Genomic DNA, 23,213 nt, shown 5'->3' on the forward strand with positions numbered 1-23,213 from the left:
CAGAGTCGTCAAGAACCGAGCACACAAATTTCCGACGAAAAAAATGCCAGACAGCGGTTAACTGACTGGCATTGGCCAACAGGCGGCCTTTTTCATTTTTTCAACGCATCACGCGGCTGCGACTTAGCCGCCCAACGCGTCAGCCATCACACGCCGGTAGAACTCGTGAAAGTGCTGCATGCCATCCTCCATCGGCGTCTGGTAGGGCCCCACTTCGTTGCGCCCCTCTTCCATCAGCGCTCGCCGGCCACGATCCATGCGCTCGGCAATCTCGTCGTCCTCGATGCAGGTTTCCATGTAGGCAGCCTGCTCGGCCTTGATGAAATCCGGCTCGAACGCAGCAATGTCCTCCGGGTAGTAGAACTCGACCACATTCGTCGTCTTGTCTACGCCGCGGGGAATCAGAGTACTGACCACCAACACATGCGGATACCACTCCACCATGATGTTGGGGTAGTAGGTCAGCCAGATAGCGCCGTGCTTGGGCAGTTCGCCACCGTAGTAATCCAGCACCGCCTTGTGCCACTTTGCATAGCTGGCTGAGCCAGCTTTGGCCAGCGAGGTAATGCCGACACGCTGCACCGAGTACCAATCGCCAAACTGCCAGGTCAGGTCGTCACAGGTAACGAAATTTCCAAGACCAGGGTGGAACGGCGCAACATGGTAGTCCTCCAGATAGACCTCGATGAAGGTCTTCCAGTTGTAGTTGCACTCATGGATCTCAACGTGATCGAGCACGTAGCCGCTGAAATCCAGCTCGCTGGCAAGTTTCATCCCGGCAAGATCGGCCTGGGGCGAGCGCGGGCCCTTGAACAGCAAACCATTCCACGATTCAAGCCGTTGCTTGTTCAGGTGTAAACACGGGTTCTGCGGAAAGTGCGGTGCACCGATCAGCTCGCCGGTGTTCTCGTAGGTCCAGCGATGGATCGGACAGACGATGTTGTTCGCCTTGCCGCTGCCCTGCAACATGATGGCCTGGCGATGGCGGCAAACGTTCGACATCAGCCACAAGTCGTCGGCATTGCGAATCAGCATTTTCGAGTGATCCATCCACTCGATCGAGCGATAATCGGTTTGCTCGGGGACCATGAGCTCATGCCCCACGTAGCCAGGCCCGGCATCGAAGATGAGGCGCTTCTCCAGTTCGAAGACCTTTTCATCGAAGTACCACGACACGGGCAGTTGCGACACTGCCGGCGCCAGCTGTTCACGCTGAGACATAAAGGAAATCCCCAACCTCCACCGCCGGCGCGGGCCGGCTAAGCAAAAAGCGTTAAAGTATAGTTAAACCAGTCACCTACGAAAAGCGCTCCGGCTCGGGCATGATACCGCTCCCGCTCCGGAACTTTTCCGCATCACGGCAACACATCCTCGATGGCCAAAACAAGCGACAAACCCAAATCCTTCGAGGCGGCATTGACCGAACTAGAGTCGATCGTTGCCGCCATGGAAACGCCCGATCTGCCGCTCGAACAATCGCTTGCCCACTTCGAGCGAGGCACACGCTTGCTCCGCTTTTGCGAAAACGCCTTGGGGGATGCTGAAGCGCGCATTCGTATTCTTGAAGGCGGCCAGCTCGAACCCTTCCAGGCCGCCACGACCGTGAAGCCCGACCAATGACCGACATGCAGCTCAGCGCATGGATGCGCCAGCGACAAGCCGAAGCCGAATCAGCGCTTGATCGCATCCTGCCCGACGCGGCAATCGCCCCCCAACGCCTTCACGAAGCAATGCGTTACGCCACGCTGGGTGGCGGCAAGCGCGTGCGCCCCCTGCTTGTATTCGCTGCGGGCGAGCTCGCGAACGCAAGTCAGCATGCACTCGAACAGGCGGCGTGCGCGGTCGAACTGATCCACGCCTACTCCCTCGTCCACGACGACATGCCTTGCATGGACGACGATGTGCTGCGACGCGGCAAGCCCACCGTGCATGTCCAGTACGACGACGCCACCGCGCTGCTGGTAGGCGACGCCTTGCAGACGCTGGCGTTCCAGAGTCTTTCCGAGACGGCCCTCTTCGACGATGCCGTGCGGCAAGTCGATGCACTGCGGCTGCTTGCGCTGGCCTCCGGCTCACGCGGCATGGCTGGCGGCCAGGCCATCGACCTCGAATCGGTTGGGCAGGCCATCAGCCGCGAAGCGCTCGAAGTGATGCATCTGCACAAGACCGGCGCGCTGATTCGCGCATCCGTCCAGCTGGGTGCCCTCTGCGGCAATGCCGACCCGGCATCACTCGCAGCACTCGATCGCTTTGGCAAGGCGATCGGCCTGCTCTTTCAGGTGGTGGACGATCTGCTCGACGCCGCCGCCGACACGGCAACGCTTGGAAAAACCGCCGGCAAGGATGCCGCCAACAACAAGCCGACCTACGTCACCCTGCTTGGGGCGACCGAGGCAAAGCGGCTTGCAGAAGATCTTCGACGTGACGCGCACGACAGCCTCGCGGCCTTCGGCGACCGCGCACGCCGCCTTGCTCAGCTGACCGACTACATCGTGGATCGGTCTTTCTGAGCACAGGCACATAACGCTTTTGGGACACCGCTTGACATGACCACCTATCCCTTGCTCGACCGCATCGAAAGCCCGGCGGATCTGCGCCAGCTCGATCGCAAGGACCTCCAGCCCCTGGCCGACGAACTCCGTGGCTTTCTGCTCGAATCGGTCTCCAAAACCGGCGGCCACCTGTCGTCAAACCTCGGCACGGTCGAACTGAGCGTTGCGCTGCACTACGTCTACAACACGCCCGAAGACCGGGTCGTCTGGGATGTCGGCCACCAGACCTACGCCCACAAGGTTCTCACCGGACGCCGCAAGCAGATGTCGACGCTGCGTCACTACAAGGGGCTGTCGGGGTTTCCGCGTCGCAGCGAAAGCGAGTTCGACACCTTCGGCACCGCGCACTCCTCCACCTCGATCTCAGCTGCGCTCGGGATGGCGATTGGCGCGCAGCGCGACGGCATCGCCCGCAAAGCGATCGCCGTGATTGGCGACGGCGCAATGAGCGCCGGCATGGCCTTCGAGGCACTCAACAACGCCGGCGTTGCCGACAGCGACCTGCTCGTGATCCTCAACGACAACGAGATGTCGATCTCGCCGCCGGTTGGCGCGCTCAACAAACACCTCTCACGCCTGCTCTCGGGCCGCCTCTTCAACGGTGCGCGCGAGATCGGGAAGCGCTTTCTCGAGCAGCTCCCACCGCCGGTGTTCGAATTGGCCCGCCGCACTGAAGAGCACGTGAAGGGCATGATGATGCCCGGCACCCTGTTTGAAGAGTTCGGCTTCCGCTATTTCGGTCCGATCGACGGACACGACCTGGAAGCCTTGGTGCCCATGCTCCAGAATCTCCGCGAGCTCAAAGGCCCGCTCTTCCTGCACGTCATCACGCGGAAGGGGCAAGGCTACAAACTCGCCGAAAACGACCCTATCCTCTATCACGGCGTCGCAAAGTTCGATCACACCGAGGGCATCGCCACCGGCGCGAGCAAAGTCGCTGGAAAGCTCACCTACACGCAAGTCTTTGGTGACTGGCTTTGCGACATGGCCAAGGCCAATCCGCGTCTGGTCGCCATCACCCCCGCGATGCGCGAAGGTTCGGGCATGGTCCGGTTCGAGCAAGAACACCCCGACCGCTACTTCGACGTCGGCATCGCCGAACAGCATGCACTCACGTTCGCAGCCGGACTCGCGTGCGAAGGCGCCAAACCGGTTGTTGCGATCTACTCGACTTTCCTTCAGCGTGCGTACGATCAGCTGATCCATGACATCGCACTGCAAAACCTGCCGGTCATGCTCGCAATCGACCGCGGCGGGCTCGTTGGCGCCGACGGCGCCACGCACCACGGCGCGTTTGACCTCTCCTTCCTTGCCTGTGTGCCAAACATGCTGATCATGGCGCCGAGCGATGAAGACGAGTGCCGCAAAATGCTCACCACCGGGTTCCTGCACGATGGTCCGAGCGCTGTGCGCTACCCTCGTGGCAGCGGCTGCGGGGCCAAGCCCGATCCAGCGCTGACCCCCCTGCCGATCGGCAAGGCCCAACTTCGTCGGCAAGGCAGGCGCGTCGCCCTGCTCGCCTTCGGGTCGATGCTGGGCCCCGCGCTCGAAGCCGGAGAGCGGCTCGACGCGAGCGTTGTGAACATGCGGTTCATCAAACCGATGGATCTCGACATGCTGAGCAACATCGCCAAGTCGCATGAACTCATTGTCACGCTTGAAGAGAACTCAGTGATCGGCGGCGCAGGTTCGGAAGTGGCCCGCGCCCTTGAGAACTTGGGCGTGGCTATACCCATGCTCCGGCTCGGCCTACCAGATCAGTTCATTGACCATGGCGAGCAAAGCCAGCTCCACAAAGAGATCGGCCTAACCGCCGAACAGATCTACGAGCGCATCTCGGCTCGACTGGCCTCTATCGAGCCCATAGTTTAGTCAAACCCAAGGGAATGCTAGGATCGCGCCTTGATTCGGGGCGCCTCCGCCCCCATCTCCCACAGATCCGGGGCAGCCGCCCGAACCCACGCAGGACAACGCCTTCCTCCGGCAGATCCAGTGAGCCCCGGCAGGAAAGGATGTATGGATACCAAGAACACCCGCGATGCCGCGGCCCCCATGGCTGACGTACAAGGCAGCGAAGACCGTCGCCAGCTCGCCATCAACAAGGTTGGCATCAAGTCGATTCGCCATCCGGTCAAGGTCGCTGACCGCAGTGGTGGCATCCAGCACACCGTTGCCACTTTCAGCATGTATGTGGGATTGCCGCACAACTTCAAGGGCACCCACATGTCTCGCTTCATCGAGATCCTCAACGGACACGACCAGGAAATCTCGGTCGAGTCATTTGAGCCGATGCTGCGTGAAATGATCGAGCGCCTCGAGGCCGAAACAGGTCACATCGAGATGACGTTCCCGTTCTTCATCAACAAGGCCGCCCCGGTCTCCGGTGTGAAGAGCCTGATGGATTACGAAGTCACGTTCGTAGGCGAGATCAAGCCCGGCGGGGAGTGCGAGTTCACAATGAAGGTGCTCGTACCCGTCACCAGCCTCTGCCCCTGCTCGAAGAAGATTTCCGATCGCGGCGCCCATAACCAGCGCTCACACGTCACGGTAAGCGCCTACGCGAAAGATCGCGTATGGATCGAAGAGATTGTGCAACTCGTCGAACAGGAAGCCTCGTGCGAACTGTTCGGACTGCTCAAGCGCCCCGACGAAAAGTGGGTCACCGAACGTGCCTACGACAATCCGAAATTTGTCGAAGACATGGTTCGCGACGTGGCAGGCCGCCTCAACGCTGAACCCCGCATCCACGCATACGCGGTCGAATGCGAGAACTTTGAATCAATCCACAATCACAGCGCCTACGCTCTGATTGAACACGACAAGAGGGCCCGCTAACGCAGCCAGCAACACAAGCGCACATCCAGAGAGGGCCGCCTGCGCGGCCCTTTTTTGATCTACCCGAACACGCAAAAGCAAAAAGCCCGCAGAAGCGGGCTTTTTGTACAGCTGAGGCGCAGGCGATCAGCGCTTCGAGAACTGCTTGCGACGACGTGCGCCGTGCAGGCCAACCTTCTTACGCTCAACCTCACGTGCATCGCGAGTCACGAAGCCGGCCTTCTTCAGCACAGGCTTCAGGGTCTCGTCATAGTCGATCAGCGCGCGGGTAATGCCGTGGCGCACCGCACCAGCCTGACCCGACTCGCCGCCGCCATCAACGTTGACCAGGATGTCGAACTTGCCGACGGTCTCGGTCAGCTCGAGCGGCTGGCGCACGATCATGCGACCAGTTTCACGCGAGAAGAAAACATCGACCGGCTTGCCGTTGACAACGATGTTGCCCGAGCCCGGCTTGATGAACACACGTGCCACTGCAGTCTTGCGGCGGCCCGTGCCGTACTTGTAAGGATTCGCGATCGCCATTGCTTGGCTCCGTTAGATTTCGAGGGCCTTCGGCTGCTGGGCACTGTGCGGGTGAGCATCACCGGCGTAGCACTTCAGCTTCTTCAGCATCGCGTAACCGAGCGGACCCTTGGGGAGCATACCCTTGACGGCCTTGGTCAGCACACGATCCGGGAAGCGCTGCTGCAGCTTCTGGAAGTTTGTTTCGTAAATGCCACCCGGATAACCGGAGTGACGGTAGTACTTCTTGTCCAGCGCCTTGGCGCCGGTAACACGCAGCTTTTCAACGTTAACAACGACGATGAAATCGCCGGTATCAACGTGCGGCGTGTACTCAGGCTTGTGCTTGCCACGAAGGCGGCTTGCGATTTCCGAGGCAAGACGGCCGAGAACCTTGTCGGTTGCGTCCACCACGTACCAATCACGCTTAACTTCGTGCGGCTTGGCCGAAAACGTCCTCATGAGAATGTCCCTTGGTTTCTTCTAGGACCCAGTTCTAGGCCCAAATGCGGAAAGCCGGCAATTCTACACGCCAACTCCCGAGAAAGTCAAACATCGATCGAAAGCAACAAAAAAAAACGCAGCCCGCTGGAGCTGCGCCAAGTCCACACCAAAGGAGGAGGGTGGAGGAGACAAACCCGGGGTATCTCCGGCTCGCCATTGCGTCACCAGATCAACCACTACGGTTCGCATTATGGGGATAGCGCTTGTGCAACGCAAGAATCCGGACCCTCGGCCCAAGCGAAGCTATTTATATCGGGATAAGTACTGCTTATGTTCGTGTAAGCAATTGTGTTTGCTGGAAATTTTATGTTGACTGACTCGTCATTCAGTGGGTCGTTAAGGCTGACAAAACAGCATGGATGCTGCATCGCAGCATTGCCCGGAAGCCGGTAAAATGTGCCGCGTAAAAACCTATAACGCGAACGCACAAACAGGAAACGCAAGATGGAATGCAGCGTGAAGTGGGTAGATGGAGCAACATTTCTGGCCAGCACGGGTAGTGGACACTTCTTGAACATGGAAGGCGCGGCGGACGCCGGCGGCCTGAATCGCGCGCCGCGTCCGATGGAGTTGCTGCTCGCGGGCGCCGGGGGCTGCTCCGCATTTGATGTTGTGACAATCCTGAAGCGGGGCCGCCATCCGGTCAGCGGCTGCGAAGTAGCACTCAAAGCAGAGCGCGCCGACGCAGACCCGAAGGTCTTTACGCGAATCCACTACCACTTTACGGTTCGAGGCAAAGGCCTGAAGCACGAGGCCGTCGAGCGCGCGGTGAAGCTATCCGCCGAGAAGTACTGTTCCGCGTCGATCATGCTGGGCAAGACCGCTGAAGTCACCCACGACTTCGAGCTGATCGAGGACTGAAATCAAAGACAAAGAAGGGCTGCTCGCGCCGCCCTTCCTCTCCTGATCGCCAATCCGTCCGCTAGATGCGATACGCGAGGCGAGTCATCACCCCTGAGGCCAGCTTCATCGCGCCGCGCACCGGCGCCGGCAACTCGGCGGCACCCAGGGCGAGCGCAGTCTCGGCGTGGCTCGCCTCATCGCGCTTCATCTGTTCAAGAATCGCCTGCGAACGGGTGTCCGACGGCGGCACACGGTCGATATGACTTGCAAGGTGCGCCTCAACCTGGCGCTCCGTTTCCGCCAGGAAACCAAGACTCCAGCGATCACCGAAGCGGCCGGCCAGCACGCCGATCGACAAGGCGCCGGCGTACCAGAGCGGATTGAGCAAGCTCTTGCGGCCGCCCACGTCCTGAAGCCGTTGCTCCGTCCACGCAAGATGTTCGGTCTCTTCATGAGCGGCCTGCCGCAGCGCATCGGTCACCGCGGGGTCGTGCGAGGTCAGCGCCTGCCCCTGGTAGAGCGCCTGAGCGCAGATCTCGCCAACATGGTTCACCCGCATCAAACCGGCAACATGAGCCCGCTCAGCGTCCGAGAGCGCCGCATCTTCCTGGCCTGCGCCGGGGGTCGGGCGACTGCTCCGCGCAGGCGCGAAAACGGTTCGTAGCGCTCGGTCAAACTCAATGATCAGACTGTCAATCATGATTACTCGGATGCGCCTCGCTCAGAACATAGTTCGCCGGCCGCTCGGGCGGGGTGCTGCCGCGAAAGAGCACGCCCGACAGTTCATTGAGCGCAAGTCGATAGACCTGCCGCTTGAACTCGATCACCGCCTCCAGCGGCACCCAGTAGCCTGCCCAACGCCAAGCGTCGAACTCCGGCTTTTCGGTTGCCCGTAACGACACGTCTGCATCGCGAGCAAGCAGGCGCAACAGGAACCAGATCTGCTTCTGCCCTCGATATGTATTGCGCCACTCTCGTTTAACCCAGTGGCGTGGAACGTCGTACCGCAGCCAACTGCGCGTGCGACCAAGAATCTTCACGTGCTCCGGCCGCAAGCCTACTTCCTCGTAGAGCTCGCGGAACATAGCCTGCTCAGGCGATTCCCCATGCTTGATGCCGCCTTGCGGGAACTGCCAAGAATGCTCGCGGATGCGTTTACCCCAGAAGACCTCGTTTCGCGCGTTGACCAGGATGATGCCGACGTTGGGGCGATATCCGTCCCGGTCGAGCATGAAAACCACCTGAAAAATAGCTGAATTGGGCTGGATTCTTCCACATGCGGCAAACGAAGGAAAGCGACGGCCGCTGCGCTAAAATGGCGGATTGACCCAATCTATCGAATCGACATGCGCGCACGCCAGTTCTTCATCACCACCCTTAAAGAAGCCCCCGCCGACGCTGAAGTAATCAGCCACAAACTGATGATGCGCGCGGGCCTGATCCGCAAGCTCTCTGCCGGGATCTACAACTACATGCCGATGGGGCTGCGTGTGATTCGCAAGGTCGAGGCGATCATCCGCGACGAGATGAATCGCGCTGGCGCGGTGGAACTGAGCATGCCGCTGGTGCAGCCCGCCGAGCTTTGGCAGGAGACCGGTCGCTGGGACAAGATGGGCCCCGAGATGCTGCGCCTGAAAGACCGGCATGAGCGCGACTTCGCGATGCAACCGACTTCCGAGGAAGTGGTGACCGACATCGCCCGTCAGGAGCTCAAGAGCTACCGCGCGCTGCCGAAGAACCTCTACCAGATCCAGACCAAGTTCCGCGACGAGCGCCGCCCCCGCTTCGGGATCATGCGCGGCCGTGAATTCACGATGAAGGATGCCTACTCCTTCGACCGCGACGTGGAATCGGCAGGCAAGAGCTACGAGAACATGTATGCCGCTTACCGCAAGATTTTCGACCGCCTTGGCCTCACCTACCGTGCGGTTGCGGCGGATACCGGCGCGATTGGCGGCGATCGTTCGCACGAGTTCCAGGTCATTGCCGAAACCGGCGAAGACTCCATCGTTTACTGCCCGACCTCGGACTACGCTGCCAACATTGAGCTTGCCGAAGCCCTGCCCTTACTGAGCGCCCGCGCCGCCGCCTCACGCGCGATGGAAAAGGTTTCCACCCCTGGCAAAACCTCTTGCGCCGACGTCGCCGCCCTGCTCGGCACCGACATTTCGAACACGGTCAAGTCGCTGGTGCTGGCGACCGACGAATTGAACGACGCTGGCGCAGTCGTCAAGACCACGGTCTGGCTGCTGCTGGTCCGCGGCGATCACGACTTGAACGAAGTCAAGGCCGGCAAGGTGGAGGGTCTGAAGAACGGCTTCCGCTTCGCCAGCGAAACCGAGATCGTCGAACACTTCGGCTGCAAGCCTGGCTACCTCGGCGCGATCGGCCTCAAGAAGCCGGTCAAGATCGTCGCCGACCGCACCGTCGCGCTGATGAGCGACTTCATCACCGGCGCCAACGAGCCGCACTTCCACATCGCGGGCGTGAACTGGGGGCGCGATCTGCCGGAACCCGACGTCGTGGCCGACATCCGCAACGTGGTCGAAGGCGATGCCTCGCCGGATGGCCAGGGCACGCTGGCGATCCAGCGCGGCATCGAAGTCGGCCATGTGTTCTACCTCGGCACCAAGTATTCAAAGGCGATGAACGCCACCTTCCTCGACGAGGATGGCAAGCCCAAGCACTTCGAGATGGGCTGCTACGGCATCGGGGTGACCCGCATCCTCGGGGCGGCGATCGAACAGAACCACGATGCGCGCGGCATCATCTGGCCGGATTCGATCGCGCCCTTCACGGTTGCGATCTGCCCGATCGGCTACGACCGTGCGGAAGAGGTGAAAGTCGCCGCGGACGCGCTTTACGCCGAACTTACCGCGGCGGGCATCGACGTGATCCTCGACGACCGCGGCGAGCGCCCCGGCGCGATGTTCGCCGACTGGGAGCTGATCGGCGTGCCGCACCGCGTAGTGCTGTCTGACCGCGGGCTCAAGGAAGGCCAGGCCGAGTACCAGGGGCGCCGCGATGCGGAAGCAACGAAGGTGGCCGTCGCTGAACTGGTCGCCTTCGTGAAATCGCGACTTGCGCCGTAAACAAGGCATGCGGATCCAATCAGTTGCCCTGCTGCTCAGCTTTGCGCTGCTTGCGCCGCCCGCTCTTGCGGGCGCGCAGCGGGAAGAGGATCTTTCGGCCAGCGTGCGGGCGGCGTTGCATGGCGCGGTCTCCGACCGCGCTGCGCCGGAGCCGGTATTCCCGAGCGCGACCGAGCGGGTGCGCTGGCTTGGCGAAATGTCGCAGCGGCTCTACAAGCGCATCCCGGATCCGCAAGAGCGTCTGATCTTCCTGAAAACCGTGTACTACGAAGCGCAGCGCGCAGGGCTGGATCCGCAGTTGGTGCTCGGCCTGATCCAGGTTGAAAGCGGCTTCAAGAAGTATGCGGTCTCGAGCGTCGGCGCCCGCGGCTACATGCAGGTGATGCCGTTCTGGGTTCGCGCGATCGGTACGCCAGACCAGAACCTGTTCCACCTTCGCACGAATCTGCGCTACGGCTGCACGATCCTGCGCCATTACCTCGACATCGAAAAAGGTGACCTGTACCGCGCGCTGGGTCGCTACAACGGTAGCCTGGGCCGGCCGGAATATCCGAACATGGTTCGGGCGTCGTGGGAACGTAACTGGAGCTGGCAGGCGGCGGAAACCCTTGCCCAGCAGCCGCTGCCGGCACGCAACTGACGGCCGCCTGCAGACCGATGCGCGGGGCACCCTTGATCGCAGCGGCAAGCACCCCAGTGCGCCCGGCACCCGCCCGCATCCGGCGCCGCGTGCTCACATGCGCGTTCGTCGCGCTGATCTCAGCGGGCTGCGCCAGTGCGCCAGACCGATCCGCATCGGCCCCAAGCCCGGCAAAGGCGCGCAATGGCGTACTCGCGAGCGCGTCGGGCAAGACGCTCTACACCTTCGACAAGGATTCGGCCGGTAGCGGGAAAAGTGCCTGCAGCGGCCGCTGTGCGCTTGACTGGCCACCGATGTATGCCGCGCCGGGCGCGAAGGGGGGTGGCGACTGGTCGGTGATCATTCGCGATGACGGCAAGCCGCAATGGGCATGGCGGGGCAGGCCCCTCCACTTCTGGCACAAGGACCTCAAGCCCGGCGACAGACTCGGCGATGGCATGAACGGCATCTGGCACGTCGCCAAACCCTGATCGCCCCACGCGCCCTTGCGCCCGCCGAGCCAGCGCAGCAGCCCGACGCCGACCGCCCCCGCGCCCGGGTTTGAACCAGCCGGCGCGCCGCGAGTCCGAAGCCATGTAAGCTCGGCGCCCTCGCCCCGGTCATCCGTGGCAGGCCCTCGCCATGCGCGATTGCCGTGCCGCCACCCAAGACCCGCCCGGAGAGCCCACATGCTGATTCGCATCAACCAGGATGCCCACCCGATTGCGCCCTCGGAGATCACGCCCGAGTCGCTCTACCGCGGCCGGCGCAACTTCATTCGCGCCGCGGGCCTGGGCGCTGCGGCGCTCGCCGTGTCGCCCGCGTTCGCGGCCGCCAAGCTGGGCGCGATCCAGAAAAGCCCGCTCTCAAGCACCGAAGCGCCCACGGCGCTCAAGAGCGTGATCAGCTACAACAATTTCTACGAATTCGGCACCGGCAAGGAAGACCCGGCTCGGAACGCCGGCCGCTTCAAGACCCGCCCCTGGACAGTCAGGGTCGATGGGCTTTGTGCCAAACCGCGCACCTTCGCGATCGACGATCTGCTCAAGCTTGCCCCACTCGAAGAACGCATCTACCGCATGCGTTGCGTGGAAGGCTGGTCGATGGTGATTCCGTGGAACGGTTTTCCGCTCGCCAGCCTGCTCAAGCAAGTGGAACCGCTCGGCAGCGCCAAGTTTGTCGAATTCGTCACCGCCGCCGACCGCGCCACCATGCCGGGCCTCGCCCTGCCGGTGCTCGACTGGCCCTACACCGAAGGCCTGCGCATCGACGAAGCCATGCACCCGCTCACGATTCTCGCCCTCGGCCTGTACGGCGAAGAACTGCTGGCGCAGAACGGCGCACCGCTGCGCCTTGTGGTGCCGTGGAAATATGGCTTCAAGGGCGCCAAGTCGCTGGTCAGCATCCGCCTCACCGACAAGCAACCGGCCACGGCCTGGAACATCGCCGCGCCGAACGAGTACGGCTTCTACTCGAACGTGAACCCTGAGGTTGACCACCCGCGCTGGAGCCAGGCAAGCGAACGCCGGATCGGGGAATTCACCAAGCGCAAGACCCTGCCCTTCAATGGCTACGCGGATCATGTGGCCCGACTCTATGCCGGCATGGATTTGAGAAAGTTCTACTGATGCGCGCTGCTGCACCCACCGCCCCACCACCTGGGCGCCGCCCACCGCACGGCCCGAGCGCCCTTCAGCTCGCGGCTGCCAAGTCCGCGCTGTTTCTGATCTGCCTGCTGCCGCTGGGGTGGTATCTGAACCGGCTGCTCAACGATCAACTGGGCGCCAACCCGATCGAAGCGATCACCCGCGCCAGCGGCGAGTGGACACTGCGCCTCTTGCTGGTGACCCTTGCCATCACGCCGCTGCGTCGCCTCACCGGCTGGCACTGGCTGATCCGCCTGCGCCGGATGCTCGGGCTGTTCGTATTCTTCTACGCCAGCCTGCATCTGGCCACTTACCTCTGGCTCGACCAGTTCTTCGACTGGGCCGCGATTGGCAAGGACATCCTCAAGCGCCCCTTCATCACCGTGGGCTTTGCGGCTTACCTGCTGCTGGTGCCGCTAGCCCTGAGCTCGCACAACGCAGTGATCCGCTGGCTAGGCGGCCGCCGCTGGCAGGCGCTGCACCGCTCGATCTACGCGATTGCGGTGCTGGGGGTCGTCCACTTCTGGTGGCTGGTCAAGCGCGACATCACCGAACCCCTGATCTACGCCCTCATCCTCGCCGCCCTGCTCGGCGCGCGGGCCTGGTGGCGCGAGCAGGAACGCCGCCGGCAGTTGGCGCCGCGGAGGCCACCGGCCGGGAAAACCGTGATCCCGATCGTGCCGCGCTGAACACAAGCGCCCGCGCGCATGAAAATCGGCGCCGCTTGGTACGGGCTACTGCCGTACAGGTTGCCGACCATCAGCTTTTGCGCCGTTGCCGGCCCCCTCCTGGAATGGTTCGCACCCGGCGGTCCCACGCTGCAGTTCAACGGCATCATCAATGCCGAACTGCGCATGCCGATCCTTCCCTGAACCCCCCGGCACAAAAAGCAAAACCCCGCCGCACCGGCCAGTGCTGCGGGGTTTCGTTTTTCCGCTCGCGGGGCCGCACACAGCCAGCCCCGGCATGCGTGGCGCTTACTTCACGACCAGCAGGCTCTCGTCCCACTTGGCGTGCTTCTCAAGGCCGAGCAGGTTGGCCGTGGTCGCAGCAATGTTCGACAGGCCGGCCTTTTCGGTCTGCTTGAGGCCCAGCTTGCCGCCAGTGACGTTGTCGTAAAGGATCAGCGGCACCGGGTTGAGCGTGTGCGCGGTCTTGGCCTTGAAGGAGCCATCGGCGTTTTGTGACGGCTGCTTGGTCTTCTTGTCCAGCTCGTACATCTCGTCGGCATTGCCGTGGTCGGCGGTGATCAGCGCCACGCCGCCCAGTTCGTCGATCACCGGCAGGATGCGCGCAAGCGCCAGATCCACCGCCTCGATCGACATCGTCGCGGCGCGGAAGTTACCGGTGTGGCCCACCATGTCGCCGTTGGCGAAGTTGCAACGCAGAGTGCGGTACTTGCCGCTGCGCAGCGCGTCGATCATCGCGTCGGCAATTTCGGCCGCCTTCATCCACGGGCGTTGCTCGAAGGGCACCACGTCGCTGGGCACTTCGAGGTAGGTCTCGCCGTCAAACTTGTTCGAGCGGTTGCCGTTCCAGAAGTAAGTGACATGGCCGAACTTCTGGGTTTCGGAGCAGGCGAACTGCTCGATGCCGCTCTTCGAGAACCACTCGCCGGTGGTGTCAAGAATGACCGGCGGGTTCACCAGGAAGCGCTTGGGCAGCTTCAGATCGCCGTCGTACTGCAGCATGCCGGCGTAGGTGACTTTGGGCACGCGCACGCGGTCGAACTTGCTGAAGCCGTCTTCTTCGAACGCGCGGGTGATTTCGATCGCGCGGTCGCCACGGAAGTTGTAGAACACCACCGAGTCGCCGTCTTCAATCGTGCCGACCGGCTTGCCATCCTTGGCGATCACGAAGGGCGGCAGATCCTGGTCGATCGTGCCGGGGAACTTGACGCGCAATTCCTTCACCGCCTGCGAGGCGCTGGCGAACTGGTCGCCCTCGCCCAGCACATGGGTGTGCCAGCCTTTGTCGACCATGCTCCAGTTGGCGTCGTAGCGGTCCATCGTGATGTTCATGCGGCCGCCGCCCGAGGCGATCTGCGCATTGAACCCGCCCGTGCTGATTTCCGCGAGGAAGGCCTCGAAGGGCTCGACGTATTCAAGCGCGCTGGTTTCCGGCACATCGCGGCCGTCGAGCAGTGCATGGATGCGCACGGCCTTCACACCTTCCTCCTTGGCCTTGACGATCATCGCCTTGAGGTGGTCGATGTGGCTGTGCACGTTGCCGTCCGAGAACAGACCGATGAAGTGGATCACGCCACGGCCAGCCTTGGCACCGGCCACGATCTGCTGCCATGCCTCGCCCTGCCAGATCGCGCCCGACGCGATGGCATCGGCCACCAGCGCTGCGCCCTGGCTGTACACCTGGCCCGCGCCAATCGCGTTGTGGCCGACTTCCGAGTTGCCCATGTCGTCGTCAGACGGCATGCCGACGGCCGTGCCGTGCGCACGCAGGGTAACGTTCGGATAGTTCGCGAACAGTTTGTCCAGCGTGGGCTTGCGTGCGGCGGCGATGGCGCTGCCGGCTTCGGTCTTCGGAATGCCGTAACCGTCCATGACGATCGTGACGACCGGGCCCTGGATGCCAGCGAAGGAGGAGAGTTTGTTGAGCATGGTGTATCCCTGAAAGAGATGATTGTTTTCAAGAAGGAGTTCTGTCCGACTGCGCCTTGCGGGCGTTGAGCCGGGCCACGAATCGCTGCGGACGCGCTCTTGCAGGCGTTTCAGACACGGTGATTCGTTGCGAGTGCCCGGCTGTCGGGCAATGCGACCACTATCGTGCGCCCAGGTAGCCGGGGGGCGGGCCGGGCGCGATCCGATGGCCGGCAATGATATGTCTTTTTGACACGCGAAACCTTGCGCTGACTGGGGGTGGATGCCACCTGACAGCAGCGCATCGAACGCCCCCGGACAAAGAGGCCGCTGCGGCAGCTGAGCGGCTTGCCGCCGGGCATCGCGACCAGCCGCCCGCTACGGCGGGGCGCGCGGGCATCTCAAGTCATGCATGGCGCGGCCGATATCGCTTTGAACAGGCGCCGTAGACATGGCCGGATCGGCTTCAGGAGACTCACCCAGGTGCCGCGCACCAAACCCTTCGATTTACTGCGGCAAAGCGCAATCCTGATACTCGCGCTGTACGGCGCACTGGCATGGATTGCGGCCTTGGCCGACGTGCCGGCCGCCAGCGCGAACGGCAGCTGGCTGCACCCCAGTGCCGGTGGCATGGCACTGGCGAGCGCGCTGGCCTTGTCCGCGCACGCCAAGGCCAGCCGCGTGCTGCGCGCCGCGATCCTTTTGCTGGTGGCGCTAAGCCTGGTGCCGCTGGCGCTGCCGGCCACGCAATCCGGCGCTGGCATTCGGCTCTGGCCCGAGAATGCCCGCAACTGGTCGGCCGTGTTGTGCGGCATCGGCTGGGTCGTCTGGGCGATCGGCACCGCCTATCCGCGCCACGCCGTGGCTCGCCTGCAGAACCTGTGCGCCGCCGCGCTGATTGCCGGGGCGGGCCTGATCATCACCAGCCACTTTCTCCGCCTCGACTTGATGTATGCAAACCCCGCGCTGTCGGCCAAACCGGTTGCGCTGGCGGTGATCTTGCTGATTCAGGCCGTGCTGCTGTTGCACGAACGCGCCGGACAGCGTGACGCCGAACTGCGCGAAGAGGCGCTCATCAGCCGCATCGGCCTCGGGGTGCTGAGCATCATCGCCTTTGCCACCGGGCTGATCAGCTTTACCGCCTTGCAGGACGAAATCGAATCAGCGCTGTACCAGCAGTTGCAGGCCAACCTGCAGAACCGGCAATTCGTGTTCTACACGGCCCTCGACGCACTTCACATGAACGCAGCGCCCCTGGTGCGCGACGGCGAGTTCAGCGCGGCACTCGCTGCGCTGGACGACAACACCCCGCCCGCGCAACGCATGAAGGTGCTGCAGATGGCCGAGAACCTGCTGCCACCGGCCAACCCTTCGCAAACCGCCCGCGGCAGCATCAGCCGGGCGATTGCGCTGCGCGACCTGAGCGGACGCGCCATCGCACAGAACGGCGCCTTCCTCACCGGCGAGACCCTGTGGCTCACGGCGCGCCGGCGCAGCGAAGTGCGGCTGATGTGGCAGGGCGAACTGCCCTTTGCCGTGCAAAGGCTCGAAATCGAAAACGCGCAGCGCACACGGGTCGGCGAGGTGCTGATCCAGCACCCGGTACCCGCTTGGGAACTGCTTTTCGGAACCAGTTTCGATCTGGGCCGCAGCGGGCAGATGGCGGTCTGCGGCCTCAACGAAGCAAAGCTTCTCTGCCTGCGATCGCGCGCGCGCAGCTTTGTATGGGATCCCGCGCACAACCCGATCCGCCAGCAGATCGAAGGGGCCGCCCTCTACAGCGATTCGGGCTCGCTCACCGAACCCCAGTTCGTACCGGGCGAAGACGGCCGGATGCTGGTGGCGGCCTATCGGCCCATCGCCAGGATGAACCTTTCGAAGCAGCTCTCGAGCAACGGCCTGATGATGATGATCACGATGCCGGCCGAAGAGTTCTACGAGCCATTGCGCCGCCATCTACAGAAAGTACTGCTGTTCGCGATCCCGACCATCGCACTGGGCGGCCTGCTCCTGATGCTGATGATGCGCCCGCTGGTGCGGGCCTTGCGCGACAAGCAGGCGCGCTTCCGCGAGCTGACCGAACTGTCGTCGGACTGGTACTGGGTGATGGACGACCAGTTACGCTTTACTGAAATGATGGGCAAGGGGCTGGCGGCATCGGGGCTGCTCGCCAGCGACTGGATCGGGCGCCGCGTCGATACCTTGCGCGCGGCCGCCGGCAGCGAGGTCGCCGCCAGCGAACTGACCAGCCGCATGCTGCGGCGCGAGACTTTCGCCGGCGCCAGCGTGGCGCTCATGATCGGCGTGCCGCCTGCGCCACGGCACCTGCAGATATCGGGCGCACCGCAGTACCGGGGCGCACGCTTTCTGGGTTATCGCGGCGTGTGCATCGACGTCACCGACAAGCAGATTGCCGCCGACAACCTGCGCCGCGCCCAGGAAGCCCTGATGCGCAGCGAGAAACTGGCCTCGCTCGGCAGCCTGGTTGCTGGGGTTGCGCATGAGCTGAACACGCCGCTGGGCAACGGCATCACCGCCGCCAGCAGCCTCGCGAGCGAAGCGCGCACATTCGGCGAGGCAGTGGCGGGCGGCACGCTCAAACGCAGCGCCTTGCTGCAATTTACTGAACAAGCCGCCGACAGTGCCGCGTTGATCGAACGCTCACTCGCGCGGGCGGCACATATCGTGCAGCAGTTCAAACTCGTGTCGGTGGACCAGCCCGGTGATGCACGGGGCCATTTTGATCTGGCCAGCGCGATTGGCGAGTTGCGCGGGGTGCTCGACCCGCGATTCCGCGACAAAGGCCTCAAGCTGCAGATCGAGATACCGCCCGGCCTGCGCTTCAACAGTTACCCGTCGGCGCTTCAGCAAGTCATGGAAGGACTCTGCGAAAACGCGCTGCTGCATGCCTTTGACGCGCAGTCCGATGGCACCCTGAGCATTGTCGCAACCCCTCTCCGCGACGGCCGTGTCCGCATCGAGGTGCGCGACGACGGGCGCGGCATGAACGAGAACGAGGTCGCCCGCGCCTTCGAGCCCTTCTTCACCACCCGGCTGGGAACTGGCGGCAGCGGACTGGGCCTGTACATCGTGCATTCGATCGTCACCGACGTTCTCGGCGGCCGCATCAGCCTCGCGAGCCAGCCCGGCGAAGGCTGCACGGCAACGCTGGAAATCCCGCTGGTGGCACCCTGAGCGCACGCCATCCGGGGGGCAAGCCTGCGCCGGTCAAGAAACCTGCGCATCGGCCGTTAATCCGGCACTAGCAGTTGCTGGGCCCGCGCGCGATCGGTTGCGCATTGCGCGCCCCGCGCGCCCCGCGCAGCACGCCAGCACTGCCCACGGACGACACACCCAATGCAATCACACAAAGCCTGCGCAACCCTGCTGATTTCAAGCCTTGGCCTCAGCCCTGCGCTCGCGCAGACCAACCCCGGTGATGCCGTGCTGGAGCTGGATCTTGCGCAACTGGCCAGCATCGCCGTGCCGCAGAGCGCGACGATCACGCCCACCACCGCACGCCGACTACCCGCATCGGTCACCGTGATCGACCGGCAGATGATCCGCGACACCGGCGCACGCAACCTGTTCGACCTGCTCGAAACCTACGTACCCAGCTTCCACTACCTGCCGCATCACTGGGAGGCGCCGCACATGGGCATGCGCGGCCTGATCGGCGACCGCGAAGACAAGTACCTGATCGTGCTCAACGGCCGCGTCCTGAATGAACGCACCCACTTCGGCGCCATGAGCGAACGCGATCTGCCGATGCTCGACGACATCCAGCGGATTGACGTGGTGCGCGGGCCAGGCTCGGTCGTCTACGGCCCCGGCGCGGTGTCGATGGTCATCAACATCCAGACCGAGAGCTTCGGCAACAACAGTGGCGACGCCGCCACGGTGAAGCTGGGCGCGGTTGAGACGTTTCAGAGCCTTGAGCTGAAGAAGGGGCTCGCTTTCGGCGACCCCGGCCATGGTCTGCTGCTGTACGCGGGCATCGCGGCTTACGAGGGCGCAGACCAGGATGACGCCCCGATGGTCTACGGCAACAGCTTCACGACCAGTTGGGGCCAGGTCATACATGCCGGCGAGCCGACCCCGTTCGAGGTGCCGGACAACCACGCCGCCTACCGCGACCAGGCCAAGATCAAGCTGCACGCCGACTACCAGTTAGGCGACTTCCGCGCCTGGCTGCGCTACACGCGCGGCGGCGAGGCGCTGACTTGGGAACACAAGAGCTTCGGCACCAAACCGATCGGCTCGGCCAAGCCGGGCACGCCGCAGTCGGCGATTCCGACGCAAGGCGTGGGCTACCAGCAAGTCACGCTGGATCTGTCGCAACGCTGGGTCTTGAGCCCTTCCTTGTCGCTTGAACTCAAGGGGGGTTATGACAGCTTCGACTACGAACGGGCGGTTTCCAGCGTCAACACGCCCTGGACGCCGGTAGAAAACCACCGCGAAGACCAGTTCCTGCTGCGTGCCACCCTCACCGGTCAGGCAAGCGAAACACAAACCTTCGCGGCTGGCGCCGAGTACAGCCACGCGAAGTACGGCATCGCGAGCCCAGGCTACCCCGACACACCGGCCTACTCCACCGCGCTCGGCCTGATGCCGGAGTGGGGCACATCGGCCTACGGGATCTTTGGCGAACACCAGTGGCAAGTGTCGGACACGCTGACCAACTTCCTTGGTCTGCGCATCGACAAGGACGATTACTCCGAATGGATGTGGTCGCCGCGCTGGGCGCTGGTCTTCGCACCGAATGAACGGGATACCTTCAAGTCGGTGCTCAGCCGCTCGGTGCGCAAGAACAACGCCGAAGAGTTGCGCAAGCAGCACCTTGGCGGCGCCACCTCCGAGCCCGAAATCGTGCAGGGCATCGAACTGATCTACCAACGCAGCTTCAGCCGCGAACTGCGGATGGATCTATCGACCTACTACAACGCCGCTGAAGTCATCGGCTTCGACTCCACAACCTTGGCATCAAACCGGGTCGCCGACTTTACCTACGGCGGCGTCGAGTTTGAGTTGAGCTACAAGACCGACGATCTGCGGCTGAGCTTCTCGCAGTCCTACCTGCGGCTCGACGACTTCAATGTCGAGCCCGGTGCGCGACAGAAGATATCCGTGGCCCACCTTGGCTACGGCAACGATCTGAGCAACTGGAGCAACAGCATGACCAAGCTCGCCGCCGCCTGGCAGGTGCATCCGGACTGGCGGCTGAGCGGCGATCTACGGGTATTCTGGGGCTATGCCGGTTCGGAATACACGACGCAGAACACCAACGACATCAATGACGGGCTCGCACCAGGCCCGTTCTCAACCACCGCCGTGTCAGACCGCGGATACACGGACAGCTTCCAGGAAGCCGCCTTCCTTGACCTGGGCGCGCAGTACCAGGTCAGCAGACAGGGCAGCCTGAGCCTGAATGCCTACAATGTGCTCGGCTGGTTCGACGAGCAATACAACAAGCGCATGTACCTCATCAACGTAAGCAACTACCGTACTGAAGCGCCGGCCGCGGCACTGACCTACCGGCATGCGTTCTGATTCATTGGCCGCGCACCGGCATCCCCCCATCACAGCAGGGAAGACTGGCTGAATCGATGCCCTGCCGGATCGCCAGAACCCTAAGATGGCTGGCCGCCAGCGCGCTGGCGCTGCTTGCCGGCGTTTGCCTGGGCGCGCCGACCGACGCCCAGGTCAAGGCCGCCTACCTGATCAACTTCACCCGCTATGTCGAATGGCCGGCGCCCGGCGGGCATCAGCTCTGCCTCGTGGGCGCCGACGAAATCGCCGAATGGCTGGAGCGCTCGCAAGCGAAGACCGGCTTCGTCGTGCGCCGTCTGCTCGACCCGAACGAAATCGAAGGCTGCACACTGCTCTTTCTGGGCCGCGACAGCACCCAGGTGCGCCAATGGCTCGCCGCGCGGCGCGACCGCGCGATTCTCACCGTCAGCGAACAAGGCGGCTTTCTCGACAAGGGTGGCATCATCAACCTGATGTACCAGAGCAACACCTTGCGATTTGAAGTGAATCTCGATCATGCGCGCCAGTCCCGCTTGCAGGTGAGCTCACGCCTGCTCGCGCTGGCCGAGCGGGTTGAGGGCGGCAAACCATGAAGCTGCAGGGCCGCCTGATCCGCGTGAGCATCGGCGTGCTGTTGCTGGGCCTGGCCCTGCACCTGGCGCTGCTGGTGGGCTACGAACAGCTCACCTACCGCGACCGCATCCTGCAGGATCTGCGCGGCCGTGCGCAGATCCTCGGGCTTAACAGCGCGGCGGCAATTTCCTTCAACGACGCACGGGCCGCGCGCGAAAACCTGCAGACCCTGCGCGCCGCGCCGGCGGTGACGCTGGCTTGCCTGTACAACGAACAGCGTGCCTTGCTGGCACAGTACGGCGCCGGCCAGGCACCCTGCCCGGCCCAGCCTGATGCGGCCCAGCGCGCCGGATTGATGCGCCACATCGAACCGATCCGCGTTCAGAACGAAACTGTTGGCGCAATCCTGCTTGAAGAGCGCCTGCCAAGCCTGAGCGAGCGCCTGCCCCGCTACGGCCTCACCCTGCTCAGCAGCATCGGTGTCGAAACCCTGCTGGTACTGGTGCTCGCCGTGGCCTTGCGCAGCCGCGTGGTGCAGCCGGTGCAACAGCTCGCCGAGCTGGCCGCGCGGGTGACCGAGAAGCGCGACTACGCGCAACGGGCCATGGTGCTCGGCAAGGACGAAATCGGCGCTCTGAGCGAGGCCTTCAACCGCATGCTCGCCGCGATCCAGGAACGTGAAGCGGCGCTCGAAGACGGCGCACGCCTGCTGCAGGCCCTGATTGACCATGCCCCCGCCACCATCACGATGAAGGGCATCGACGGCCGCTACCTGCTCGCCAACCAGCAATTCGCCCAACTGGCAGGCCGCAGCGGCAAGGCCATCATCGGCCAGCGCGACGAGGATCTTTTCGAGGTGCCGGTCGCGGCCTCGCGCGAGAACCTCGACCGCGCGGCCGGCGAATCGGAAGCCGGCCTGCGCAGCGAAGAACAGTTGGGCGGCCGCGTCTGGCTGTGTGAGCGCTTCCCGCTGCGCAACGCCGCCAACGAGATCTACGCCGTCTCGGCGATCTCGACCGACATCACCGAACAGCTCGAAACCCAGGCCTCGCTCGCCCAGGCGCTTGCACGCGTGACCGAATTGAACGAAACCCTTGAGGCCCGCGTCACGCAACGCGGTGCCGAACTCAAGCAGGCGATGGCGCAACTGGTGCATAGCGAGAAGCTCGCCGCACTGGGCAGCCTGGTCGCCGGCATCGCCCACGAGTTGAATACGCCGGTAGGGATGGTCGTCACCACCTCATCGACCATGGCTGACCGGGCGCGCGACTTTGAGAAGCTGGTTGCCGAAAACCGGGTCTCGCGCAGTGGCTTCAAGGACTTTCTCGATGACCTGCGCGACGGCATGCGCCTGATCGAAAACAACAGCCTGCGCGCGGGCCGCCTGATCAACGACTTTAAGCAAGTCGCGGTCGACCAGACCAGCATGCGGCGGCGCGAGTTCGCGCTCGACGAACTGGTCCGCAACACCCTGCATGCGCTCGGCCCCATGTTCCGCCACGCTGCACACCGGATCGAAGCCAACATCGATGCGCGGATCGACTGCAACAGTTACCCCGGCGCGCTCGAACAGATCATGACGAACCTGATCCAGAACGCGCTGGTGCATGGTTTCAAGGACCGCGATTCCGGCCTGATCACCGTCAGCGCCTCGGAATCCGACGGCATCGTCACGCTGCGACTGTGCGACAACGGCAGCGGCATCGACGCCCAGCACCTGCCGCACCTCTTCGACCCCTTCTTCACCACGCGGCTTGGCGAAGGCGGCAGCGGCCTGGGGCTCTACATCGTGCATAACCTGGCCAGCGGCATCCTGGGCGGCAAGATCGAGGTGAGCTGCCCGCCCGAAGGCGGCGCCTGCTTCACGCTCAGCTTCCCGGCCTGCGCGCCGCCGCGCGAGCGGATGCTCGACTGACGCC

21 protein-coding genes are annotated in these 23,213 nt (G+C 63.5%); 15 read left to right on the plus strand and 6 right to left on the minus strand.

Translation table 11 applies throughout. The annotated features are described in order from the left end of the window. Positions 1-123 precede the first annotated feature (123 nt). Positions 124-1,221: an aromatic ring-hydroxylating oxygenase subunit alpha gene (locus tag OPU71_RS11560; RefSeq protein ID WP_420712374.1), complete on the minus strand. Its 1,098-nt coding sequence runs from the start codon at positions 1,219-1,221 to the stop codon at positions 124-126. Between the two features lie 153 nt (positions 1,222-1,374). Between OPU71_RS11560 and OPU71_RS11565 the strand changes: the two genes are divergently transcribed. The 4 genes from OPU71_RS11565 to folE2 all read left to right on the plus strand — a co-directional run bounded on the left by OPU71_RS11565 (position 1,375) and on the right by folE2 (position 5,387). Next, positions 1,375-1,620: an exodeoxyribonuclease VII small subunit gene (locus OPU71_RS11565; RefSeq protein ID WP_267728131.1), complete on the plus strand. Its 246-nt coding sequence runs from the start codon at positions 1,375-1,377 to the stop codon at positions 1,618-1,620. Further along, entirely contained in the window at positions 1,617-2,510 is an 894-nt protein-coding gene (locus OPU71_RS11570; RefSeq protein WP_267728132.1) for a polyprenyl synthetase family protein, read from the plus strand. The genes OPU71_RS11565 and OPU71_RS11570 overlap by 4 nt, the downstream gene beginning before the upstream one ends. A 36-nt stretch (positions 2,511-2,546) precedes the next feature. Next, complete coding sequence (gene dxs, locus OPU71_RS11575) at positions 2,547-4,424, plus strand: 1-deoxy-D-xylulose-5-phosphate synthase (RefSeq protein WP_267728133.1); 1,878 nt, start codon at positions 2,547-2,549, stop codon at positions 4,422-4,424. Positions 4,425-4,568: 144 nt separating this feature from the next. Then, on the plus strand, positions 4,569-5,387 hold the full coding sequence (gene folE2, locus OPU71_RS11580) for a GTP cyclohydrolase FolE2 (RefSeq protein WP_267728134.1): 819 nt from the start codon (positions 4,569-4,571) through the stop codon (positions 5,385-5,387). 126 nt (positions 5,388-5,513) lie between these two features. On the opposite strand, the gene rpsI is transcribed toward folE2, so the two are convergent. Both rpsI and rplM read right to left on the minus strand, forming a co-directional pair. Continuing rightward, a complete protein-coding gene (rpsI, locus tag OPU71_RS11585) occupies positions 5,514-5,912 on the minus strand; it encodes a 30S ribosomal protein S9 (protein WP_267728135.1) in 399 nt (132 codons plus the stop codon). 12 nt (positions 5,913-5,924) lie between these two features. Continuing rightward, complete coding sequence (gene rplM / locus OPU71_RS11590) at positions 5,925-6,353, minus strand: 50S ribosomal protein L13 (RefSeq protein ID WP_267728136.1); 429 nt, start codon at positions 6,351-6,353, stop codon at positions 5,925-5,927. 486 nt (positions 6,354-6,839) lie between these two features. Here rplM and OPU71_RS11595 point away from each other — a divergent pair, with 486 nt between their 5' ends. Then, entirely contained in the window at positions 6,840-7,256 is a 417-nt protein-coding gene (locus tag OPU71_RS11595; protein ID WP_267728137.1) for an OsmC family protein, read from the plus strand. A gap of 61 nt (positions 7,257-7,317) precedes the next feature. Here OPU71_RS11595 and coq7 read toward each other — a convergent pair whose 3' ends face one another. Then, positions 7,318-7,938 carry a 2-polyprenyl-3-methyl-6-methoxy-1,4-benzoquinone monooxygenase gene (gene coq7, locus OPU71_RS11600; protein ID WP_267728138.1) on the minus strand — a complete coding sequence of 207 codons (621 nt, stop codon included), beginning with the start codon at positions 7,936-7,938 and terminating at the stop codon, positions 7,318-7,320. Continuing rightward, positions 7,931-8,470, minus strand: coding sequence for an RNA pyrophosphohydrolase (locus OPU71_RS11605; protein WP_267728139.1), 540 nt, complete (start codon positions 8,468-8,470; stop codon positions 7,931-7,933). Before OPU71_RS11605 ends, coq7 begins: the two co-directional genes overlap by 8 nt. A gap of 114 nt (positions 8,471-8,584) precedes the next feature. Between OPU71_RS11605 and OPU71_RS11610 the strand changes: the two genes are divergently transcribed. The 6 genes from OPU71_RS11610 (at position 8,585) to OPU71_RS11635 (ending at position 13,467) form a co-directional block, all read left to right on the plus strand. Then, complete coding sequence (locus OPU71_RS11610) at positions 8,585-10,330, plus strand: proline--tRNA ligase (protein WP_267728140.1); 1,746 nt, start codon at positions 8,585-8,587, stop codon at positions 10,328-10,330. Positions 10,331-10,337: 7 nt separating this feature from the next. Continuing rightward, positions 10,338-10,970: a lytic transglycosylase domain-containing protein gene (locus OPU71_RS11615; RefSeq protein WP_267728141.1), complete on the plus strand. Its 633-nt coding sequence runs from the start codon at positions 10,338-10,340 to the stop codon at positions 10,968-10,970. Between the two features lie 89 nt (positions 10,971-11,059). Continuing rightward, positions 11,060-11,440 (plus strand): hypothetical protein, encoded by a 381-nt coding sequence (locus tag OPU71_RS11620; protein WP_267728142.1) that lies wholly within the window; start codon positions 11,060-11,062, stop codon positions 11,438-11,440. Positions 11,441-11,638: 198 nt separating this feature from the next. Then, entirely contained in the window at positions 11,639-12,577 is a 939-nt protein-coding gene (msrP, locus tag OPU71_RS11625) for a protein-methionine-sulfoxide reductase catalytic subunit MsrP (protein WP_267728143.1), read from the plus strand. Further along, on the plus strand, positions 12,577-13,284 hold the full coding sequence (locus OPU71_RS11630) for a sulfite oxidase heme-binding subunit YedZ (RefSeq protein WP_267728144.1): 708 nt from the start codon (positions 12,577-12,579) through the stop codon (positions 13,282-13,284). The genes msrP and OPU71_RS11630 overlap by 1 nt, the downstream gene beginning before the upstream one ends. Positions 13,285-13,302: 18 nt before the next feature. Beyond that, on the plus strand, positions 13,303-13,467 hold the full coding sequence (locus tag OPU71_RS11635; RefSeq protein WP_267728145.1) for a hypothetical protein: 165 nt from the start codon (positions 13,303-13,305) through the stop codon (positions 13,465-13,467). Between the two features lie 105 nt (positions 13,468-13,572). Here the strand turns inward: OPU71_RS11635 and gpmI are convergent, their stop codons facing one another. Beyond that, the gene (gpmI, locus tag OPU71_RS11640) at positions 13,573-15,213 is read right to left on the minus strand and encodes a 2,3-bisphosphoglycerate-independent phosphoglycerate mutase (RefSeq protein ID WP_267728146.1); all 1,641 of its coding nucleotides are present in this window, start codon (positions 15,211-15,213) and stop codon (positions 13,573-13,575) included. 462 nt (positions 15,214-15,675) lie between these two features. Between gpmI and OPU71_RS11645 the strand changes: the two genes are divergently transcribed. The 4 genes from OPU71_RS11645 (at position 15,676) to OPU71_RS11660 (ending at position 23,209) form a co-directional block, all read left to right on the plus strand. After that, positions 15,676-18,387, plus strand: coding sequence for a sensor histidine kinase (locus OPU71_RS11645; RefSeq protein ID WP_267728147.1), 2,712 nt, complete (start codon positions 15,676-15,678; stop codon positions 18,385-18,387). A gap of 162 nt (positions 18,388-18,549) precedes the next feature. Then, entirely contained in the window at positions 18,550-20,742 is a 2,193-nt protein-coding gene (locus OPU71_RS11650; protein ID WP_267728148.1) for a TonB-dependent receptor plug domain-containing protein, read from the plus strand. A 56-nt stretch (positions 20,743-20,798) separates the two neighbouring features. Further along, positions 20,799-21,314 carry a YfiR family protein gene (locus tag OPU71_RS11655; RefSeq protein WP_267728149.1) on the plus strand — a complete coding sequence of 172 codons (516 nt, stop codon included), beginning with the start codon at positions 20,799-20,801 and terminating at the stop codon, positions 21,312-21,314. After that, a complete protein-coding gene (locus OPU71_RS11660) occupies positions 21,311-23,209 on the plus strand; it encodes an ATP-binding protein (RefSeq protein ID WP_267728150.1) in 1,899 nt (632 codons plus the stop codon). Before OPU71_RS11655 ends, OPU71_RS11660 begins: the two co-directional genes overlap by 4 nt. Positions 23,210-23,213: the final 4 nt, after the last annotated feature.

The organism is Niveibacterium sp. 24ML (assembly GCF_026586805.1).
Taxonomy (GTDB): domain Bacteria; phylum Pseudomonadota; class Gammaproteobacteria; order Burkholderiales; family Rhodocyclaceae; genus Niveibacterium.

What these genes read in the sequence shown, in the direction of transcription:
- OPU71_RS11560 (WP_420712374.1), bottom strand. Translation starts at nt 1,221, where the DNA reads ATGTCTCAGCGTGAACAGCTGGCGCCGGCAGTGTCGCAACTGCCCGTG.
- OPU71_RS11565 (WP_267728131.1), top strand. Translation starts at nt 1,375, where the DNA reads ATGGCCAAAACAAGCGACAAACCCAAATCCTTCGAGGCGGCATTGACC.
- OPU71_RS11570 (WP_267728132.1), top strand. Translation starts at nt 1,617, where the DNA reads ATGACCGACATGCAGCTCAGCGCATGGATGCGCCAGCGACAAGCCGAA.
- dxs (WP_267728133.1), top strand. Translation starts at nt 2,547, where the DNA reads ATGACCACCTATCCCTTGCTCGACCGCATCGAAAGCCCGGCGGATCTG.
- folE2 (WP_267728134.1), top strand. Translation starts at nt 4,569, where the DNA reads ATGGATACCAAGAACACCCGCGATGCCGCGGCCCCCATGGCTGACGTA.
- rpsI (WP_267728135.1), bottom strand. Translation starts at nt 5,912, where the DNA reads ATGGCGATCGCGAATCCTTACAAGTACGGCACGGGCCGCCGCAAGACT.
- rplM (WP_267728136.1), bottom strand. Translation starts at nt 6,353, where the DNA reads ATGAGGACGTTTTCGGCCAAGCCGCACGAAGTTAAGCGTGATTGGTAC.
- OPU71_RS11595 (WP_267728137.1), top strand. Translation starts at nt 6,840, where the DNA reads ATGGAATGCAGCGTGAAGTGGGTAGATGGAGCAACATTTCTGGCCAGC.
- coq7 (WP_267728138.1), bottom strand. Translation starts at nt 7,938, where the DNA reads ATGATTGACAGTCTGATCATTGAGTTTGACCGAGCGCTACGAACCGTT.
- OPU71_RS11605 (WP_267728139.1), bottom strand. Translation starts at nt 8,470, where the DNA reads ATGCTCGACCGGGACGGATATCGCCCCAACGTCGGCATCATCCTGGTC.
- OPU71_RS11610 (WP_267728140.1), top strand. Translation starts at nt 8,585, where the DNA reads ATGCGCGCACGCCAGTTCTTCATCACCACCCTTAAAGAAGCCCCCGCC.
- OPU71_RS11615 (WP_267728141.1), top strand. Translation starts at nt 10,338, where the DNA reads ATGCGGATCCAATCAGTTGCCCTGCTGCTCAGCTTTGCGCTGCTTGCG.
- msrP (WP_267728143.1), top strand. Translation starts at nt 11,639, where the DNA reads ATGCTGATTCGCATCAACCAGGATGCCCACCCGATTGCGCCCTCGGAG.
- OPU71_RS11630 (WP_267728144.1), top strand. Translation starts at nt 12,577, where the DNA reads ATGCGCGCTGCTGCACCCACCGCCCCACCACCTGGGCGCCGCCCACCG.
- OPU71_RS11635 (WP_267728145.1), top strand. Translation starts at nt 13,303, where the DNA reads ATGAAAATCGGCGCCGCTTGGTACGGGCTACTGCCGTACAGGTTGCCG.
- gpmI (WP_267728146.1), bottom strand. Translation starts at nt 15,213, where the DNA reads ATGCTCAACAAACTCTCCTCCTTCGCTGGCATCCAGGGCCCGGTCGTC.
- OPU71_RS11650 (WP_267728148.1), top strand. Translation starts at nt 18,550, where the DNA reads ATGCAATCACACAAAGCCTGCGCAACCCTGCTGATTTCAAGCCTTGGC.
- OPU71_RS11655 (WP_267728149.1), top strand. Translation starts at nt 20,799, where the DNA reads ATGCCCTGCCGGATCGCCAGAACCCTAAGATGGCTGGCCGCCAGCGCG.
- OPU71_RS11660 (WP_267728150.1), top strand. Translation starts at nt 21,311, where the DNA reads ATGAAGCTGCAGGGCCGCCTGATCCGCGTGAGCATCGGCGTGCTGTTG.